Origin of the sequence: Nocardioides daejeonensis (assembly GCF_003194585.1) — a bacterium.
Classification (GTDB): domain Bacteria; phylum Actinomycetota; class Actinomycetes; order Propionibacteriales; family Nocardioidaceae; genus Nocardioides; species Nocardioides daejeonensis.
In genome coordinates this window covers 1-17,456 of sequence record NZ_QHKZ01000008.1, presented here as the reverse complement: position 1 = coordinate 17,456, position 17,456 = coordinate 1, and the positions used below count along the sequence as shown (strand labels likewise).

Here is a 17,456-nt window from a genome sequence, read left to right as displayed (position 1 = left end):
AGCGGCTCAGGCGCGCTGCTTGACGGGCTCGGCCGCCATAGCCAGCCAGGCGTCGAGCTCGCTGCGCAGCACGTCGATCTCCTGCTCAAGCTCGGAGACCCGGACGATCGCCTCCGCGGCGCGCTCGTCGGCCTCGTCGGCCCGACGCGCCTCCGTCTCGATCCGCTGCTCGGCCTGGTCGGCTCGACGCGCCTCTGCCCCGAGCTTCAAGGTGGTATCGGCGACCCGGCGGTGCGCCGCAGCGAGCTCGCCCTCGAGATCGTGGATGAGCAGCTGCCGCTCGGCGATCCGCTCCGTCATGGCCCGCGCGAACGCCTGGTTCTCGGCAACTCGCTCCGCCTCCATACGGCGGTAGGCCTGCGCCTGCTCGGCACGCTCCCGAGCCGCATCGCGGCGGGACTGGAGCAGCTCGCTGTGGGTGATCTTGGTGGCGGCCGCCCCGAGCAGGACGGCGAGGGCCGCAGTCAGGGAGACCACGACCAGGGACCCCGTGGCCACGGCGCCGGCCACAGCCAGGCCGGAGACCACGAGGAGGGCGACAGCGACCGTCAGCCGGGTGCTCCGCTGACGGCGACGAGCGTTGGGGGAAGCCATAGGGCAACCGTAGCGATCCACTGCCGAGTTTTCGGGGACGCGCGCCGGAGCGCCGGGAGGCCGCGGCGGCGTACTCGCCCCTCCGCTCCCCGCCGGTACGCCGTCAGGCGGGATCCGGCTCGGCGCCCTTGGGTCGCCCCTCGCCCGGCGCGCTGTCGTCAGGAGGGACTCGGCAAGCGCGTTCGAGGAGCAGGGCGGCGACACACATGAGCAGACCGGCGACGGCACCGACACCCGAGCGGAGCATCCGCTCGTCGGCCAGGGCGGCCTCGCTGCCCACCCAGGTCAGCGCGTAGCCCGCGTACCCGCCGGCGGCGAGCGCACCGACCAGGGCGCAGGCCTTGGCCAGCACCAGCCGGTTGACCGCCCGGTGCGGCTCCAGATAGCGCCGCTTGACCACGGTCTGACGGGTGATCCACGCGGTCCACCCCAGCGCGGCGGCAACCAGCAGGAGCGCCGTGACCTGGGCCCAGCCGACCGTCGGAGGCGCTTCGCCGAGCCGCTGCGCGACCGGACGCACCGCCCAGCCGAGCACGAGCCCGACAACACCCCAGACGACGAGCACTCCGGGAGGCGTGGTGCGGACGCTGCCAGGCTCCGGCGGCTGGGTCATGGAGTCACTGGAGGTCGAGGATCAGGTCTTCGCGCAGGGTGATGCCGCTCTCGTCGAGGCCGACCAGCAGCTCCGCGATGGGGCCGAAGCCGAGCAGCACGGCGTCCGACTCGAGGTCGTGCCAGGGCCGCAGCACGAACGCGCGCTCGGCGGCCCGGGGGTGCGGAAGCCGGAGCTCGTCGGTCGAGGAGCGGCGGTCGCCCACCACGATCAGGTCGACGTCGAGGGTGCGCGGCTCGTTGGCCTCACCGGTGCGGACCCGCCCGAAGGCGTCCTCCACGGCGAGCGCCCGGTCGAGCAGCGTGCGCGCGGAGAGAGTGCTGTCGAGCTGCACGACGGCGTTGAGGAACGGCGCGGCGCCCTCCGGGCAGCCGACCGGCTCGGTCTCGTAGACGGGCGAGACGCCCGTCACCCAGACCTCGGGGGTGTCGGCGAGGGAGTTGACGGCGCCTTGAAGGCTCGCCATCCGGTCGCCTTTGTTGGAGCCGATGGAGAGGACGCACCGACGGATCGGGTGCATCTCGCCGGTGAGGGTGTCGGCGTCGATGATGTGAGGGTTGGGGGTCTCAGTCACGGCGTGGTCATCCTCTTCCGGGTGATCGTGAGTGCGACGTCCGAGAATGTCGCCTCGATGGGGGCGTCCGGCTTGTGAACGGTCACCCGCGCCCATTCAACACGACCGTCGGTGAGGCAGACGTCCGCGATGCGTTGGGCGAGGGTCTCGATCAGGTCGACTGGATCGGACTCCACGGCGGCCTTGACCGAAGTGACGAGACTTCCGTAGTCGACCGTCTCACGCAAGTCGTCGCTGCGGGCCGCGGGCGTGGTGTCGAGGCCCAGGACGAGGTCGATCACGAAGATCTGACCCTCGCGCCGCTCGAACGCGAAGACACCGTGGTGTCCGAAGCACTCGATGCCGGTCACCGCCAGCTCGTCGGTCATCGTCCCTCCTTCAGATCCGGTCGCCCCGATCCGGTACGGCGCGCCTCCGCGAAGCGCGCAGCGACCTTGAGCGCGTCCCAGCAGGCACGCACGTCGTGCACGCGCAGCCCCCAGACCCGCCGCTCGGCGAGCAGGGTCAGCAGGGCTACGTGGGCGTGCTCTCGCAGGTCGACGGCACGGGGGCCCGCCTCGTCGGCCAGCAGCCGCCCGAGGAACGCCTTGCGGCTCGCACCGACCAGGATCGGCTGGCCGAGCTCCTCGAAGCGGTCGAGGTGCGCGACCAGCTCCCAGTTGTGGTCGGCGGTCTTGGCGAAGCCCAGGCCGGGATCGAGCACCAGCCGGTCGCCCAGGATGCCTGCCGCGAGTGCGGCGTCGCGCCGGGCGGCGAGCTCGTCGATCACCACGGACACGACGCCTCCCGGGCCGTCGTAGACCGCGTGCTGCTGCATCTCGTCACTGTGCGCCCGCCAGTGCATGGCGACGTAGCCGACGCCGAGCTCGGCCACCGTGTCGAGCATGGCGGGGTCGGCAAGTCCGCCGGAGACATCGTTGACCACCACCGCACCGGCCCCGACCGCCGCGCGGGCGACCGACGAGCGCATCGTGTCGACGGAGACGGCCACCCCGGAGCCGGCAAGCGCCGAGATCACCGGGATCACCCGGGCGAGTTCCTCGCCCTCGACCGGACGCGTCGCACCGGGGCGGGTCGACTCACCGCCGACGTCGACCAGGTCGGCACCGACGTCGACCAGCGCCGTGCCGTGGTCGATCGCCGTCTCCGGGGTGGTCCAGCGGCCACCGTCGGAGAACGAGTCGGGCGTCACGTTGAGGACGCCCATGACCCGCGGCCGCGCCAGCGAATCCCAGAGCGACACGGGTCAGCGCCTGCTGTGGATCAGGGCCATCGCCTCGCTGCGGGTCGCAGGATTGTGCATGATCCCGCGAACCGCGGAGGTGATCGTCCGGGCACCGGCCTTGCGCACACCGCGCATGGTCATACACAGGTGCTCGGCCTCGATCACCACGATCACCCCGCGTGCGTCGAGGATCTCGACCAGCGCGTCGGCGACCTGCGTGGTGAGCCGCTCCTGCACCTGGGGGCGCTTGGCGTAGACGTCGACCAGCCGGGCCAGCTTCGAGAGCCCGGTGATCTTGCCCGACTCTGCCGGGATGTAGCCGACATGGGCGACCCCCGTGAAGGGCACCAGGTGGTGCTCGCACATCGACCAGAGCTCGATGTCACGCACCAGCACCATCTCGTCGTGCCCGAGGTCGAAGGTGGTGGTGAGCACCTCCTCCGGCGACATGCGCAGCCCCGAGGTCACCTCGGCGTACGCGCGAGCGACTCGGGCAGGGGTGTCCTGCAGGCCCTCTCGATCGGGGTCCTCCCCCATCGCGAAGAGCAGCTCGCGGACAGCGGCCTCGGCGCGGTCATGGTCGAAGGCGGGCACCGCGGCCGGATCGAGCTCGAGGCTGATCGGGTCGGTCATGCCCCGGCCCCCGAGGGGCCGGTCGAGTCGGGGTCGCCGTGCAGGTCGCCGCCAGGTCCGGGCGGCGTGATAATGACCTCGCTGCGCGACTCGTCGTCGCCGTTGGCCGCCACGACCACTGGCGGGATCTCCGAGGGCACCCGGTCCGGCGAGCCGGTCCAGGCCGGCCGCTCGGGGCGACGGCGCAACGGAGCGAAGACCTCGGCCACCTCGGCCTTGTCGAGCGTCTCCCGCTCCAAGAGGGCGACCACGAGAGCGTCGAGCACGTCGCGGTTCTCCTCGAGGATGTCGAAGGCCTCCTGATGGGCATGGTGGAGGAGCTTCTTGGTCTCGTCGTCCACGATCGCGGCGACGTCCTCCGAGTAGTTCCTGCTGTGTCCCATGTCGCGGCCGAGGAACGGCTCGCCCTGGGTCTCGCCGAGCTTGATGGCACCGAGGCGCTCGGTCATGCCGTACTGGGTGACCATCGCCCGGGCCAGGTTCGTGGCCTTCTCGATGTCGTTGCCGGCACCGGTGGTCGGGTCGTGGAAGACCATCTCCTCGGCGGCCCGCCCGCCCAGCATGTAAGCGAGCTTGTCGAGCATCTCCGAGCGAGTCTGCGAGTACTTGTCCTCGTCGGGCAGCACCATCGTGTAGCCGAGTGCCCGGCCGCGGGGCAGGATCGTCACCTTGTGCACGGGGTCGGTGCCCGGGAGCGCCGCGGCGACGAGGGCGTGGCCACCCTCGTGGTAGGCGGTGATGAGCTTCTCCTTCTCGCTCATCAGACGTGTCCGGCGCTGCGGTCCGGCGATCACCCGGTCGATCGCCTCGTCCAGCGCAGCGCTGTCGATGATCTTCCCGTTCTGGCGAGCCGTGAGCAGGGCGGCCTCGTTGAGGACGTTCGCGAGGTCGGCACCCGTGAAGCCGGGGGTACGGCGCGCCACTCCGAGCAGGTCGACGCTCTCGGGGATCGGCTTGCCACGCGAGTGGACCTTGAGGATCTCGTAGCGCCCGTTGAGGTCGGGGGCGTCGACCTGCACCTGGCGGTCGAAGCGGCCAGGCCGCAGCAGCGCCGGGTCGAGCACGTCCGGACGGTTGGTGGCCGCGATCAGGATGACCCCTCCGCGTACGTCGAAGCCGTCCATCTCGACGAGCAGCTGGTTGAGGGTCTGCTCGCGCTCGTCGTGACCGCCACCCATGCCTGCGCCGCGGTGGCGGCCGACGGCGTCGATCTCGTCGATGAAGACGATCGCAGGCGCGTTCTCCTTGGCCTGCTCGAACAGGTCGCGGACCCGGCTGGCGCCGACGCCGACGAACATCTCGACGAAGTCCGAGCCGGAGATCGAGTAGAAGGGGACCCCTGCCTCGCCCGCGACAGCCCGAGCGAGCAGCGTCTTGCCCGTGCCCGGAGGCCCGTAGAGCAGGACGCCCTTCGGGATCTTGGCGCCGACCGCCTGGAACTTGGCAGGCTCCTGGAGGAACTCCTTGATCTCGCCCAGCTCCTCGATCGCCTCCTCGCAGCCGGCGACGTCGGCGAAGGTGGTCTTGGGCATGTCCTTGCTGATCAGCTTGGCCCGCGACTTCGCGAACTGCATGACCCGGCCGCCGCCGCCCTGCACGGAGTTCATCAGGAAGATGAAGAGCAGGATGATCAGCGCGAACGGCAGCAGCGTCGCCAGCAGCTGCCCGAGGAAGCTCGGCTTCGGGTTCTCGGAGTTCGACTTCGCGATCTTGCCGGCGTCGACCTGCTCACGCACCTCGCGGATGAGATCGTTCTGCTGTCCGCTGACCCAGTGCGTGCTGACCTTGCGGCCACCCTTGCGGTCCACGCTCTTGTCGAGGACCGCCTGGATCTCCTGGTCGTTGTCGATGAAGGTGATCTCATCCACTTGGCCGGAGGTGATGTAGCCCTCCATCTCGGAGGTCTCGATCTCGTCCCAGCCACCGCCGGGCGCGAGGAACTGCAGGGCGAGCAGCACCCCCACCACCGCAAGGACGATCCAGAGCCAGGGCCCCTTGAATATGCGCTTCACAGGCTTCTCTCGAGCAGGCTCAGGGCAGGCCTGAGCAGCGACGTACGTGGGTTCTGACGGTACAGGAGCCGCGCAACGGCCACGGCCGCCGCCCCAATTCCCCGCCCGGGCGGGGAAACTGTCGCTTGTCGGCCGTAGCTACACGCACCAAGCGAACAATTTCCACGGCAGGTGGGCCGCTTGGGGCGGCCCACCTCGGCACGCCGGACCCGCTCAGAGGCAGCGCGGGCGCTTGGCCTTGAGTACGCGCTGCATCCGTAGCTCGGCGTCCCGGACCCGGACCTCGGCCTTGACCTTGCCGGAGTGGCGCGCCAGGCGCTGGGCCTTCTTGGTCAGCGTGTACGGCGCACTCCGGTCCACGCGGACCTGATGGGCGCCGATCCGGAACTCAACGCGAGCGACCAGCTTGCCGCCACCGCGCACTCGCGCCTTGAGCTTGCCTGCCCCGGTGCAGCGCACCTTCAGGGCGGTGGCGGCCAGCGCCTTCTTCAGGGCCGCCTTGCGCTCCTCGACGGTGGGACCCTCCGGCTCGACCGGCGGCCCGGCGCTGACACAGGAGTCGTCGAACGCCTGCACATCCTCGCCTCGGGCTGCCGCGATGGTCCGCTCCACCTGCTGCGCCATGGCTACATGCCCGCAGTACGACGGGTGGAAGGTGGCGCCATCATCGAAGGTCTGGAGCGTCCGGATCCACTGCTTCTCCGGTGCCGCACAGGCGGTGTGCTCAGCGGCGTTCGAGGTCTCCCGCATGTCGACGAACTCGACGCCCTGCTGGGCGGCGACGCTCTCGAGCATGTCCGAGAGCAGGTCGATCATGCTCTGGATGTAGTCGGCTTCTACTGGGGTGATGCCCAGCGCCTGGAGGGAGCCGCACCCGCCCGCTGGAAGGTAGGTGCCATAGCCGACGACGAAGATCTCCGCGAGCGGCGAGCGAACCTTCGCATCCGAGATGCCCTCCACCAGGTTGACTCGCGCCGTCTCGATCCCGTCGAGTGCCTTCTGGTTGCCGTCGGCATCGGTGCTGCAGTCCTGTGGCCCGACACAGGACGCCGCCAGACCGACCAGGCCCATGTCGTTGCCGCCGAGCGTGCCGAAGGTGATCAGCGTGGTGTCGGGGCTCAATGCTTCGAGCTGCGGCGGGTTATCACGCTGCGGCGCGAACAGGTCCGTACTCTTCGCGCCGCCGCAGCTCGCGTCCGTGAACTCCTCAACGCCGAGGGCGGCCGCGATCTGCGACGGGAAGTTGTTCTCGCTGCGCTCACAGGCGCCTGCTCGCATCGGCTTGATCCCGGGGCCGGAGACGAACGAGTCGCCCAGCGCCACGTAGCGGTCGCCACCTTCAGCGGCGACGCTGCTTCCCCCCGGTACGACGCTGAGCACCACTCCCGCTACCAGCCCGACCGCCGACCACACCACTGCTCTGTTCACCACGGATCCCTCCCTGATCGCTCGGGAAGGAAGGTAACACCCTGTGACGGTAGTCACGGCGTGTCCAGCACCAGGTGAGGAGCGCCCAAACCGCGATGACGATCGCGACCTCGGCCAGGACGTACCCCGGCCAGGGGCCGAGCAGGTCGAGCGCGGAGGCGCCGCGCGGCTTGCCGTTCAGATAGCCGTAGTTGGTGCCGAGCCAGCCGTTGATCACCATGACCGCCACCGCCCACGTGCTGGTGAGGAGCACCGTCGTACGGAAGGAGCGCCAGGTGGGAGCCAGCCCCAGCCCCCAGACCAGATAGACCGCCGACCACACGATCAGCCAGTGCATCCCCCAGAACATCCAGAACCTCGGCTCGCCCCATCCTGAGCCGAGGTCCGGCGTGAGCATCCCCTGCAGGGTGAGGGTCAGGCCCCACAGCCAGTTCGCTGTCACCGCCCAGCCGCGATGGGTCCACAGCGCGTACGCCGCGACGACCCAGGCGACGTCGCAGATCTGCAGCGGCAGCGAGGTGTCGAGATCCCACTCGCCCGGCAAGAACTGGAGCACCTGCATCGGCACCGTGAAGAGCGGGATCGCGAGGGCGAGGCCGCGGCTCCAGTCGCCGTTGCCCCTCGCTCGTTGCCGGCGGCCGACAGCCACGAGCGCGACGCACCCGACCCCGAAGACGACAAGCATCGCCAGGTGGACGGGCCCGAAGGTGGTGAAGTCGGTGCGTTCGGCGGAGAGCATGCAAGCAGTGTCAACCGCACCGGTGCTCAACCGCGTGAGTCCACGTACTCAGGCGGTCCGGGTCAGGAAGAGCATCTGGCCGAGGCTCGCGTCGGCCAGGTAGGAGCGCGCGATCGCGATGCCGACCCTGGGCAACACCGCCTCATCGGCCACGACGAGATACAGGGGCTCGTAACGCGGCTGGAACTTCGCCTTGAAGGCGTGGAGCGATCGGAAGCCGTACAGCGGTTCCAGCAGTCCTCCCAGGTGACCGAGCGCGTCATCGACCATCCCCCGATCGGCGAGCTCATCGGCGCGGGCCAGCGGTGCGCCGGAGAGCGAGACGATCCGGTGCCCCTGGTCTCGGAAGTGCAGACATGCGCTCGCGATGATCAGCTCCATCGAGTAGCGGAAGCCTCCGGAGAGCCGGCGCATGAGGTCCAGCGTCCACCCTTCGACCTCGCCGCTCGCAGCGTGAATCGGCATCCAGCTGGTCACTCCGTGCACGGTCATGTCGGCGTCGATCGCAACGGCGATCCAGACCTCGGGATCCATCGCCTCCTCCAACCCGCCGAGGGTGAAGCCCATCTCGGGGAGACGTTTGTCGTGCACCCACTCGTCGCAGATGGCGGCGATCTGCACCCTGATGCTCCGGGGAGCCTCCGCCAGCCGGTAGAAGCCGACCGTGATCCCCTGCTTCTCCGCCTGGTTGAAGGCCGAGCGGACGTCCTGCCATCTCTTGCCGCGGAACTCCAACGTCGGGAGATCCACGATCGCCTCCTCGGCAACCTGCACAGCGACCCAGCCGCGCTGATCGGCCCACTCGGCGACCTCACGACTGCAGGTGAACAGGCACGGAATCATGCCGGCGTCGAGCGCCGCGGCGACGTACTCGTCAGCGACAGCCGCTGACCCCACCGAGACCGAGATCGGATCACAGAGACCGATGGCCACGCCCGAGGAGACCCGGTAGGCGATCGCGCCGTCACTGCGCCCGAACCACCAGCGGTTCTGCGGCCAGGTCATCATCCAGGAGAGCCGGTTGGCTGAGCCGTGGGCGGTGAGCATCTGCCTGGCTCGGCCGCGATGCGCATCCGTCGGCAGAGCGCCGATGCTTCCGGGCCCTGCCTTCCGCAGTCCCCGGCGACCCGGGTTGCGGAAGGCATGCCGTCCCCAGGTGAGGACGACCAGGCCGACCGTGTCGAGGACCAGGCTGAGCCACAACAGCCCGCTGTTGTCAGCTGCGTCGGCCGCGATGAACCCCGCCGTCGATGCGGTGGCGACCCAACTGGCGAAGGTGACCGCCACCGCCAGCCGCCACCACGATCGCCGTCCCCGAACCAGCCCGTTGGCGACCAGCAGGTCTGCGCCGATGAAGAGCGTGACCCACCACCACGACTGAGGGTCGCCCCCGATCGTGCCGAATGGTCCCTCCCGGTCGACGATCTGGCCCAGGAAGGTCAGCACTGCGCTCAACCAGAAGAAGCCCGCAGCCGCCAACCGCAGATCGCGGCGGGTCAGAGCGGGACGCAGCAGGTCGCGCACCAACTCCCGCGGTGAAGCCGGCTTCCGCCCGACCACCCAGGGGCCGGCAGTCAGGCCCACGAGCACGGCGACCAGGTGCTCGACGTCGTACAGGAATCCGAGAAAGGTGAGCGAGACCAGCGTGTACCCGAGCAGCGCGAACCGAACGCGTGCCCGCCAGGGCCTGCGGAAGGCGGCCGAGACGACCATCGCGGCACACATCCCACCGGCGCTGAAGCCCAGATCAAGGTCTTCGGCGAGCCGTTGGGCCCAGTCCCAGTCCAGCTCCGCGAGTCCGAGCACCAGCAGGCCACCGAGCACCGTGCCTGCCAGCTGGCCCACGACCACGCACCATGCGGTGACGCGGCTGCCGAGATGCCACTCGCACAGGCCCGACAGCAACAGGAAGAAGCCCAGCACCACCGGGTACTGCCAGGGCGCGAGAGCGAAGAACGGCCCCGTGAGGAACGTCCACCATCGGTGGTCGAGGATCGCGGGCGGACCGTAGGCGACGTCGACCAGCCAACCCTGGGCGGAGAGCGGAGACCACAGCGAGCCCGTGACCAGGCCCAGCACGAGGATGACCCCGGAGACGCCGAGACTGAACGGGACCCTTCGCATCCACTGCCCCAGACCCATGCCAGGCATCGTAGGAGGTCTGCGACGTGGCGTGGCGCACCTCAGCAGTGCAGGTCGGTCAACGCCCGCCGCAAGCTGGCCACCGCACGTGAGGAGTGGCTCTTCACGGTGCCCTCGCTGATCCCTAGCTCGGCCGCGGTCTGCTCGACCGAGAGATCGAGCCAATGCCGCAGCACGACGACGCGCCGCTGCATCACGGGAAGCTCCTGCAGCGACCGGAACAGGTCGGAGCGGTCTGCGACATCGCTCTCGTCGACAGCCGGCGCCTCGGGCAGGTCGGCATGGGCGAGCTCACGCCGCCAGGGACGGCGCGTCTCGTCGATTCGCGCTCGCACCAGGATGCGACGTACGAACGCCTCCTCGGCGCCCCGGCGCCGCACGCGTGGCCACGCGACGTACGCCTTCTCCAGCGCCGTCTGCACAAGATCCTCGGCCAGCGCCCAGTCCCCGCAGAGTGCATAGGCGATCCTGCGCAGGTGGGTACGACGAGCCGCGACGAACTCGGTGAAGGTGCGGTCCCGCTCGGCCTGGTTCACCGCACCGTCCGGGGCGCAGCGTCAGGCCGCGCGGCTGCCAGCAGCTCCGCTTGAGCATCGAGATGGCCGGAGACGTCTCGCGCGGCGACACCCCCGCGGGCGTCCGTGCGAGCACCGAAGTAGAGGCTCTGCCCGTCACCGAGATCGACCTCGAAGACGTGCAGGTTGCCGATTGTCGTGTCACCGAGGAGCCTCAGCTTCTCCGGCAGCCGCAGGGTGTCGCTGGCTCGGTCGTACCTGATCTGGTGAAGGTCGTCGATCGTGAGCACGATCTCCTGCCCGCCGGGCTCCGGAGCCACCGCGCTCGGGGAGCTGGTTGGCGCGAAGGCCGGCCGCACTGCATCCCCGTCAGGATGTGCCTGCAGGAAGGCCATCGGCACCACCACTGTTGCCACCGCTGCCGCAGAGACCGCCGTCATCACCGAACGCCGCCGCCTGCGCAGGGCCCGACGCCCGGCCTCCAGGTCGTCGGCGACGCCGCGGGGCTGCGGTCCGTCGCCGAAGGCCCCTTCGATGCGGGTGGGCCAATCGAGGTCAGGCATGTCTTGCTCCTTCTCTTCCAGGGTGCTCTTGTAGAAGAGACGGAGCGTGCGGCTCACCGGGTTGTCAGCGAGGACGGAGACGCCCGATGGTCGAGGTCAGCCGACCGGTCTCGACAGGCTCGACCTCCGGGGGCCGGCTCGACCGCAGGGTCAGGAGTAGACGTGGGGCGCGAGGGTGCCGATGTCGCGCAGGTTGCGGTAGCGCTCCTTGTAGTCGAGGCCATAGCCGACCACGAACTCGTTGGGGATGTCCCAGCCGACGTACTTGGGCACGACCGGCATGGAGAGCGCCTCGGGCTTGCGCAGGAGGGTGGCGATCTCGACGCTGGCCGGGTTGCGGCTCGACAGGTTGGAGATCAGCCAGCTGAGCGTCAGTCCGGTGTCGATGATCTCGTCGACGACCAGCACGTGCCGACCGGAGATGTCGGTGTCGAGGTCCTTGAGGATGCGCACGACGCCCGAGGACTTGGTGCCCGAGCCGTAGGAGCTGACCGCCATCCAGTCCATCTCGAGGTGGCGGCCCATCGCTCGGGAGAGGTCGGCCATGACCATCACGGCGCCGCGGAGGACGCCGACCATCAGCAGGTCCTTGCCCTCGTAGTCGGCGGAGATCGTGTCCGCCATCTCCTGCAGCTTCGCCTGGATCTGCTCCTCGGTGAAGAGGACGTTGATCAGATCGCTCTCGACATGGGCGGAATCCATGACGTCAGCGTGCCACACGTTCTCGGGGCCGGCTGCACCCGGTCCGCTCACAGGGCATGCCGATCCGTCGCGTGAACGGGCACCGATCACCTACCCTCCCGTCATGTCGTCCACCGTGGCCAATGCACTGCTCGCCATCGTCGGTGGCTGCGGCCTGGCCGTGTTGCTGCTGATCCCGGTGGCGGCGTACCAGTACCGCCGGGACGGTCGCCTCGGCCTCGGCGACCTGACGGTGATGCTCGGCGCAGCGATCTACGGGCTCGCGCTGTGGTGCTACACGATGCTTCCGCTGCCCGACGAGGGCTATGCGTGCGTGGGTCGTCAGCTGACGCCGGGAGCGACGATCCACGAGATCGACCCGGTCCGCGGGCAGGGCTGGGCGACGCTGTTCCGCGACCCCGCCTTCCTGCAGGTGGCCCTCAACCTGGTGCTGTTCCTACCCCTCGGCTACTACGTACGCCGGGTGCTCGGCCGGGGTGTCGTGGTCGCCACTCTCGTGGGCCTCGGCGTCTCGCTCACCATCGAGGTCACCCAGGCCAGCGGGCTCTGGTTCCTCTACCCGTGCGCCTATCGACTCTTCGACGTCGACGACCTGATCGTCAACACCGCTGGCGCCGCCATCGGCTCGGTCCTGGCCGTGCTGCTGGTGCGCCGTCACCCGGACTCCCGGCCGCTGCCCACCCGGATCACGCTGGGACGGCGGTGGATGGGCATGGCCTGCGACGCGCTCTTCGTGCTGCTGCTCGGCTCTACCTGCGCGGTCCTCTACCGCGCCTGGATCCTCTACGGCGTCGACGGCGAGATCGACATGCGGCTGCAGACTGCCCTGCAGTGGGGTGTTCCCGGCCTGGTCGAGGCGGTCTTGGTGCTGGCCGCCGGACGCACCGTCGGGGAGTGGGTGGTCTCGATGCGAGCGGTTCGCGGCCGGCTGCCGGCGTGGTTCGGACGACCGGCGAAGCTGCTGCTCGGCGTCGGGCCGCTCCTCCTGCTCGGTGCGAGCCACGCACCGTGGACCGGGCCTGCTCTGGCCGCCTTCCTCCTGGTCACGCTGCTGGCGCCGCTGGCGACCCCTGACCGGCGCGGCCTCAGCCACCTCGCCTCCGGCCTCGATCTCGAGATCACCACCCCGCACTCGAACGCGGGCTGAGTCACCGCCTGCCCGTGCTCGCGCTCCGCCGAGGCCGATGCCCAGCACATGGCGACTCTCCTGTGCGTACGGCGGTGGCAGGCGTCGGGAGGGCCTAGGCCTTAGAGAGCACGGGTTGAGGTGAAGCGGAGGACGGGGTAGGCCGCGGAGGGAGAGCCGGACGCACCGACGCGCGGTGGCTGGAGACGTTGCGCTCGAAGGAGCCCAGGAAGATCGACCCAGCGCTGGCCCCGCCAGTCGGTGACCAACCGATCGACCTCGACCACGTGCTCGTAGGTGAGCTCGTCGCCGGGCGCCCCCGCAGCGACGGCGGCGCTGCGCAGCACCCGGGTGCGCAACGCCTCCGGCAGCTCCGCCAGGGCGGGCACCGGCAGACCGTCCGGCGTGGCGATCCTGGCCAACGCCTCGTCGGCCAGGGCGTCGAGGAGCTCCATGTCGGGACGCAGCAGGTCGGCGGTCCGGGCGAGCGCCGCGGCGACCCCGGGGCCGAGCTCCCGCTCCAGGGCCGGCAGCACCGAGCGGCGTACGCGCACCCGGGCGTAGCCGGGGTCCTCGTTGTGCGGGTCCTGCCAGGGCGTCACACCCAGCGCAGCGCAGGCGGCCTCCGTGTCGGCCCGGGTGAGGTCCAGGAACGGCCGCTCGAAGCGACCGAAGCGACGCCGCATCCCGGCCACCGACCGCCCACCCGAGCCTCGCGCCAGTCCGAGCAGCACTGTCTCCGCCTGGTCGTCTCGGGTGTGTCCGAGCAGCACCCGCCATGCACCAACGCGGTCGGCCACCTCCTCGAGCACCCGGTAGCGGGCCTCCCGAGCGGCCGCCTCGGGCCCCATGCCGCGGGCATCGACTCGCACCGTCGCCGTCAGGGTCTCGTCGACCCCGAGCTCGGCCATCAGCGCGACCGTCGCGGCAGCCTGGTCTGCCGAGCCCGCCTGAAGTCCGTGGTCGACCGTCACGCCGATCACCCGCTGACCGAGCTTGTGGGCCTCGAAGACCGTGGCCGCCACCAGAGCGGTGGAGTCGGCGCCGCCCGAGCAGGCGACCACGATCACGTCGCCGGGCTCACCCGCGGCGAGCACGCGGCGTACGCCGAGGCGAGCGGCGGCGAGGGCTGGGTCCAAGCGCACTCAGGTCACCTGCTCAGTCACCCGTGGACGCGGCTGATCCACGCATCGGGGTCGTGGATCTCGTCCTTGGAGGGCAGGTGCTCCGGGCCGGACCAGACCGCGTTGAAATCGGCCATGCCGACCTTATCGACGACGTGTCGCACGAACGCGGCGCCGTCGCGGTACTGCGCCATCTTCGCGTCGAGACCGAGCAGGCGGCGCAGGATCCTGTCCAGCGGGCCGATGCCTTTGCGGCGCACCGTGAACTTGCGGCGGATCTCGGCGACCGAGGGGATCACCTCGGGGCCGACGCCGTCCATGACCACGTCGGCATGGCCCTCCAGCAACGACATCATCCCGGTCACCTGGTCGATGACCTCCCGCTGCTCCGGACTGCTGATCGCGTCCATCAGGCTGCCGCCACGGAGCGCGGTGAGGGCGCTGCGGAGCCCCTCCTCCAGCGCCTCCTGGTCAGGCACCATCGTCTCGGCCAGCCGCTCCACCTGGGCGAGCAGGTGATCGCGCATCCAGGGGACGGCAGTGAACTGCACCCGGTGAGTCTCCTCGTGCAGGCAGACCCAGAGCCGGAAGTCGGTGGGGTCGGCCTGCAGCTCACGCTCCACATGCACGACGTTGGGAGCGACCAGCAGCAGACGGCCGTGGGGTTGATGGAAGGGATCGAACTGTCCCAGGACTCGGGAGCCCATGAAGCCGAGCAGCAGGCCGATCTCGGCGCCGGTGATCCGCGAGCCGATCGCCTTGGTCGCGGCGCCGGGCTTCCGCTTCGCCATCACCGCCGAGACGACGGGTCCGAGCACCGTCTGGAAGCTGTCGGCGTTGGCGCGAACCCAGCTCGGCCGATCGACGACGAGGATGGGCGCGGTTCCCTCCGGTGCCTCGAGCCCGGTGAACTCACGGACCAGGCCGGTCGAGCGGTGCGCGCCCGCGCGCAGCTGCTCCACGGCCCGCTTGGCCTCGTCACGGTTCGCCGCCGGGCCGTCGCCGACCAGCCGCGACCCGACGCGCACGGCGGTCTCCCAGTCGATGAAGCCTTCGGTGCCGGCGTCGCTCATGCCGTCCCTCCCCGTTCTCCGCTGTAACGCGGGGTTGTGGTCACTTCACCAGGGCTGTGACGCTGCTCTTCGACAACAGCACCGCACAAGTCAGCCGACGCTCCACTCATGCGGCGACCCTACGAGATCGCTGCCAACCGGACGCCGACCCGCCCGCCAGCACCAGCCGGGAGCGGAAGGCGTGGAACCCACGCGCTGCGTCGAGGCTCAGCTGCAGTGGCAGGCCGCCAGGGCGGCGGTGAAGTCGTCGATGGCTGCCCGCGCGGCCAATGCCTTGGCTGGATCCACCTTGTCGGCGAAGACCACGAACGTGAGCACTGCCCCGTCGAGGTCCAACACCGTGCCGGCGAAGCCATGGACCCCGGTCAGGGTGCCGGTCTTGGCCCGCACCCGGCCCAGCCCCTCCGGATCACTGGCGGCAAGGCGGTAGGTCGCCGAACCGTTGAACCCCGCCACCGGAAGTCCCTCGATCACTCCGCGGAGCTCCGGTCGCTCGGCCGACCGCGCCAGCACGGCCAGGAGGGTGCGGGCGGTCAGCTCGTTGTGCCGGGAGAGTCCGCTGCCGTCCACGATCGTCGCCCCCTTGAGCGGAACGCCCAGGCGCTTCATCACAGCGGTCACACCTCGCACGCCACCGTCGAAGGAGGCACCGGTGCCCTCGTTGATACCGACGTGACGGGCCAGCACCTCGGCCCCGTTGTTGTCGCTGGCGGCAATCACCTGCTCGGCAATCTGCTGCACCGGCGCGGACTCCACCCCGGCGATCTCGGCACCTGCGCCAGCCTTCCCGCGGCGCGGAGTGCCCCGCACCTTCACCCCCGCTTCGGAGAGCAGCTTGGCGAACCTCCGCGCCGCCTCCGGCGCAGGGTCGGCGAGATGGCCCTCACCCGCAGCCGGCCGGCCCTCGTCGGCCCAGAGCGAGGTGATCGGCGCGACCTCACTCGGGAAGTAGCCCGGCTCCCACTCAGGGCTCAGTCCCGGCCCCGTGAAGAGCGAGTCGTCGAAGCGCAGCCGCACCTCGGTTCGCCCGTCGCCCAGCAACGCGGCCGCGGTCTCGGCGGCGAGCGTGGTCAGGTCGGCCCGCTGCGGCCAGGTCGTCCCCTCCGACGGCTCCGTGGCCAGGAACGGGTCGCCACCGCCGACCAGCACGACCGTGCCCGGCTTGGCGCCGCGGCGTACGACGGTGCGGAAGGTGTGCTCCGGGCCGAGCGACTCCAGCGCCGCCAATCCGGTCACCAGCTTGAGCAGCGAGGCCGGGGTACCTGGGCCGCCTCCGTTGTCGAACCACACCCGCCCGTCGGGCGCGCCCACCGCGGCGACGACGTGCGGACCGAGGTCCTGGTCGGCGAGCGCGCGCCGCACTGCCCGGCGTACGGCGTCACGCGAGGCGGGGGCCGCAAGGTCGACCGGGGTCGCGACCGGCACCGGTGCGGCCAACTCAGGAAGGTCCAGGCCGGTCGGCGCGGGGACCTCCTCCGGCTGGGTGGGAGCTGCGGCGGCGATGCCCAGCCGCCGACCCAGATCGACCTCGAAACCGACGAAGGCAGTGGCGAGAACCACCAGGACCAGAGCCGTCGGCAGCCAAACCGACGGACCGCCGAAGAGTCGGCGGGCGATGCTGGGTGACACCGGGGCTCCTCCTGGCGAATACACGATCGGGGCTATTGTGCGCGAGAATGTCCCCCGCACTCCCGCTCGGGGTGCGAATCTTGTCGGATCCGGCGTCAGAGTTCGCCGGCAGATCGTGGAGGAAAGCGCGTGGAGTTCGACGTCTTGGTGGAGATCCCCAAGGGCTCGCGGAACAAGTACGAAGTGGACCACGAGACCGGTCGGATCCACCTGGATCGGATGCTCTTCACCTCCATGGCCTACCCGGAGGACTACGGCTACATCGAGAACACCCTCGGCAACGACGGTGACCCGCTGGACGCCCTGGTGATCCTCCAGGTGCCCACCTTCCCCGGCTGCATCATCCGCTGCCGCGCGATCGGCATGTTCAAGATGACCGACGAGGCCGGCGGCGACGACAAGATCCTCGCCGTGCCCGCCACGGACCCGCGCTGGGGTCACCTGCAGGACATCGAGCACGTGTCGAAGTTCGACCGCCTCGAGATCCAGCACTTCTTCGAGTCCTACAAGGACCTCGAGCCCGGCAAGTCCGTCGAGGAAGGCTCGGAATGGGTCGGTCGCGAGGCTGCTGAGGCCGAGATCGCCGCCTCGATCGAGCGGTTCAAGGGCGCTGCCCACTGACCTGGGCCGTCGCGCACTACTGATATGTAGTCCCTGTCTGTCAAGAGGCATGGCGAGACGCCGCCGCGGCTGGTTGCTGCGGCGGCGTCTCTGTTCTGGGTTGGGGGTCGCGACGGGCGGAGCGTGTCTGGCGACGCACGCGG

Annotated in this window: 18 protein-coding genes; 2 read left to right on the top strand and 16 right to left on the bottom strand. The window is 70.1% G+C overall.

Annotated features, from left to right (window positions below):
- Positions 1-6: 6 nt before the first annotated feature.
- The 13 genes from DNK54_RS18045 to hpt all read right to left on the bottom strand — a co-directional run bounded on the left by DNK54_RS18045 (position 7) and on the right by hpt (position 11,740).
- Positions 7-594, bottom strand: a complete 588-nt coding sequence (locus tag DNK54_RS18045; RefSeq protein ID WP_110208404.1) for a hypothetical protein — start codon at positions 592-594, stop codon at positions 7-9.
- Between the two features lie 103 nt (positions 595-697).
- Positions 698-1,207 (bottom strand): DUF3180 domain-containing protein, encoded by a 510-nt coding sequence (locus DNK54_RS18040; RefSeq protein ID WP_110208403.1) that lies wholly within the window; start codon positions 1,205-1,207, stop codon positions 698-700.
- 4 nt (positions 1,208-1,211) lie between these two features.
- Positions 1,212-1,781, bottom strand: a complete 570-nt coding sequence (gene folK / locus DNK54_RS18035; RefSeq protein ID WP_110208402.1) for a 2-amino-4-hydroxy-6-hydroxymethyldihydropteridine diphosphokinase — start codon at positions 1,779-1,781, stop codon at positions 1,212-1,214.
- The gene (gene folB, locus DNK54_RS18030) at positions 1,778-2,149 is read right to left on the bottom strand and encodes a dihydroneopterin aldolase (RefSeq protein ID WP_110208401.1); all 372 of its coding nucleotides are present in this window, start codon (positions 2,147-2,149) and stop codon (positions 1,778-1,780) included. The genes folK and folB overlap by 4 nt, the downstream gene beginning before the upstream one ends.
- The gene (gene folP, locus DNK54_RS18025; RefSeq protein WP_476739118.1) at positions 2,146-3,024 is read right to left on the bottom strand and encodes a dihydropteroate synthase; all 879 of its coding nucleotides are present in this window, start codon (positions 3,022-3,024) and stop codon (positions 2,146-2,148) included. Before folP ends, folB begins: the two co-directional genes overlap by 4 nt.
- Positions 3,025-3,027: 3 nt before the next feature.
- Entirely contained in the window at positions 3,028-3,639 is a 612-nt protein-coding gene (gene folE / locus DNK54_RS18020) for a GTP cyclohydrolase I FolE (RefSeq protein WP_110208399.1), read from the bottom strand.
- Positions 3,636-5,651 (bottom strand): ATP-dependent zinc metalloprotease FtsH, encoded by a 2,016-nt coding sequence (ftsH, locus tag DNK54_RS18015; protein ID WP_110208398.1) that lies wholly within the window; start codon positions 5,649-5,651, stop codon positions 3,636-3,638. Before ftsH ends, folE begins: the two co-directional genes overlap by 4 nt.
- 213 nt (positions 5,652-5,864) lie before the next feature.
- The gene (locus DNK54_RS18010) at positions 5,865-7,082 is read right to left on the bottom strand and encodes an SGNH/GDSL hydrolase family protein (RefSeq protein ID WP_162602540.1); all 1,218 of its coding nucleotides are present in this window, start codon (positions 7,080-7,082) and stop codon (positions 5,865-5,867) included.
- Positions 6,991-7,818 (bottom strand): YwaF family protein, encoded by an 828-nt coding sequence (locus tag DNK54_RS18005; RefSeq protein WP_110208396.1) that lies wholly within the window; start codon positions 7,816-7,818, stop codon positions 6,991-6,993. The genes DNK54_RS18010 and DNK54_RS18005 overlap by 92 nt, the downstream gene beginning before the upstream one ends.
- A 48-nt stretch (positions 7,819-7,866) precedes the next feature.
- Positions 7,867-9,960, bottom strand: a complete 2,094-nt coding sequence (locus DNK54_RS18000) for a bifunctional lysylphosphatidylglycerol flippase/synthetase MprF (protein ID WP_110208395.1) — start codon at positions 9,958-9,960, stop codon at positions 7,867-7,869.
- Positions 9,961-10,001: 41 nt separating this feature from the next.
- Entirely contained in the window at positions 10,002-10,496 is a 495-nt protein-coding gene (locus tag DNK54_RS17995; RefSeq protein WP_110208394.1) for a SigE family RNA polymerase sigma factor, read from the bottom strand.
- Positions 10,493-11,038 (bottom strand): hypothetical protein, encoded by a 546-nt coding sequence (locus DNK54_RS17990; RefSeq protein ID WP_162602539.1) that lies wholly within the window; start codon positions 11,036-11,038, stop codon positions 10,493-10,495. The genes DNK54_RS17995 and DNK54_RS17990 overlap by 4 nt, the downstream gene beginning before the upstream one ends.
- Positions 11,039-11,188: 150 nt before the next feature.
- A complete protein-coding gene (gene hpt / locus DNK54_RS17985) occupies positions 11,189-11,740 on the bottom strand; it encodes a hypoxanthine phosphoribosyltransferase (RefSeq protein ID WP_110208392.1) in 552 nt (183 codons plus the stop codon).
- Between the two features lie 103 nt (positions 11,741-11,843).
- Here hpt and DNK54_RS17980 point away from each other — a divergent pair, with 103 nt between their 5' ends.
- On the top strand, positions 11,844-12,887 hold the full coding sequence (locus DNK54_RS17980) for a VanZ family protein (protein WP_162602538.1): 1,044 nt from the start codon (positions 11,844-11,846) through the stop codon (positions 12,885-12,887).
- 101 nt (positions 12,888-12,988) lie between these two features.
- On the opposite strand, the gene tilS is transcribed toward DNK54_RS17980, so the two are convergent.
- The 3 genes from tilS to dacB all read right to left on the bottom strand — a co-directional run bounded on the left by tilS (position 12,989) and on the right by dacB (position 16,692).
- A complete protein-coding gene (gene tilS / locus DNK54_RS17975) occupies positions 12,989-14,011 on the bottom strand; it encodes a tRNA lysidine(34) synthetase TilS (protein ID WP_110208390.1) in 1,023 nt (340 codons plus the stop codon).
- 17 nt (positions 14,012-14,028) lie between these two features.
- Positions 14,029-15,063 (bottom strand): zinc-dependent metalloprotease, encoded by a 1,035-nt coding sequence (locus DNK54_RS17970; RefSeq protein ID WP_110208389.1) that lies wholly within the window; start codon positions 15,061-15,063, stop codon positions 14,029-14,031.
- A gap of 207 nt (positions 15,064-15,270) precedes the next feature.
- Positions 15,271-16,692: a D-alanyl-D-alanine carboxypeptidase/D-alanyl-D-alanine endopeptidase gene (dacB, locus tag DNK54_RS17965; RefSeq protein WP_162602537.1), complete on the bottom strand. Its 1,422-nt coding sequence runs from the start codon at positions 16,690-16,692 to the stop codon at positions 15,271-15,273.
- A 129-nt stretch (positions 16,693-16,821) separates the two neighbouring features.
- On the opposite strand from dacB, the gene DNK54_RS17960 reads away from it, so the two are divergent.
- A complete protein-coding gene (locus DNK54_RS17960; RefSeq protein WP_110208387.1) occupies positions 16,822-17,313 on the top strand; it encodes an inorganic diphosphatase in 492 nt (163 codons plus the stop codon).
- Positions 17,314-17,456: the final 143 nt, after the last annotated feature.

Bases quoted from the DNA above. Each gene is read 5' to 3' on its own strand.
- DNK54_RS18005 (WP_110208396.1), bottom strand. From the start codon at position 7,818: ATGCTCTCCGCCGAACGCACCGACTTCACCACCTTCGGGCCCGTCCAC.
- DNK54_RS18045 (WP_110208404.1), bottom strand. From the start codon at position 594: ATGGCTTCCCCCAACGCTCGTCGCCGTCAGCGGAGCACCCGGCTGACG.
- folE (WP_110208399.1), bottom strand. From the start codon at position 3,639: ATGACCGACCCGATCAGCCTCGAGCTCGATCCGGCCGCGGTGCCCGCC.
- hpt (WP_110208392.1), bottom strand. From the start codon at position 11,740: ATGGATTCCGCCCATGTCGAGAGCGATCTGATCAACGTCCTCTTCACC.
- DNK54_RS18040 (WP_110208403.1), bottom strand. From the start codon at position 1,207: ATGACCCAGCCGCCGGAGCCTGGCAGCGTCCGCACCACGCCTCCCGGA.
- folB (WP_110208401.1), bottom strand. From the start codon at position 2,149: ATGACCGACGAGCTGGCGGTGACCGGCATCGAGTGCTTCGGACACCAC.
- DNK54_RS17970 (WP_110208389.1), bottom strand. From the start codon at position 15,063: ATGAGCGACGCCGGCACCGAAGGCTTCATCGACTGGGAGACCGCCGTG.
- DNK54_RS17990 (WP_162602539.1), bottom strand. From the start codon at position 11,038: ATGCCTGACCTCGATTGGCCCACCCGCATCGAAGGGGCCTTCGGCGAC.
- DNK54_RS17980 (WP_162602538.1), top strand. From the start codon at position 11,844: ATGTCGTCCACCGTGGCCAATGCACTGCTCGCCATCGTCGGTGGCTGC.
- DNK54_RS18000 (WP_110208395.1), bottom strand. From the start codon at position 9,960: ATGGGTCTGGGGCAGTGGATGCGAAGGGTCCCGTTCAGTCTCGGCGTC.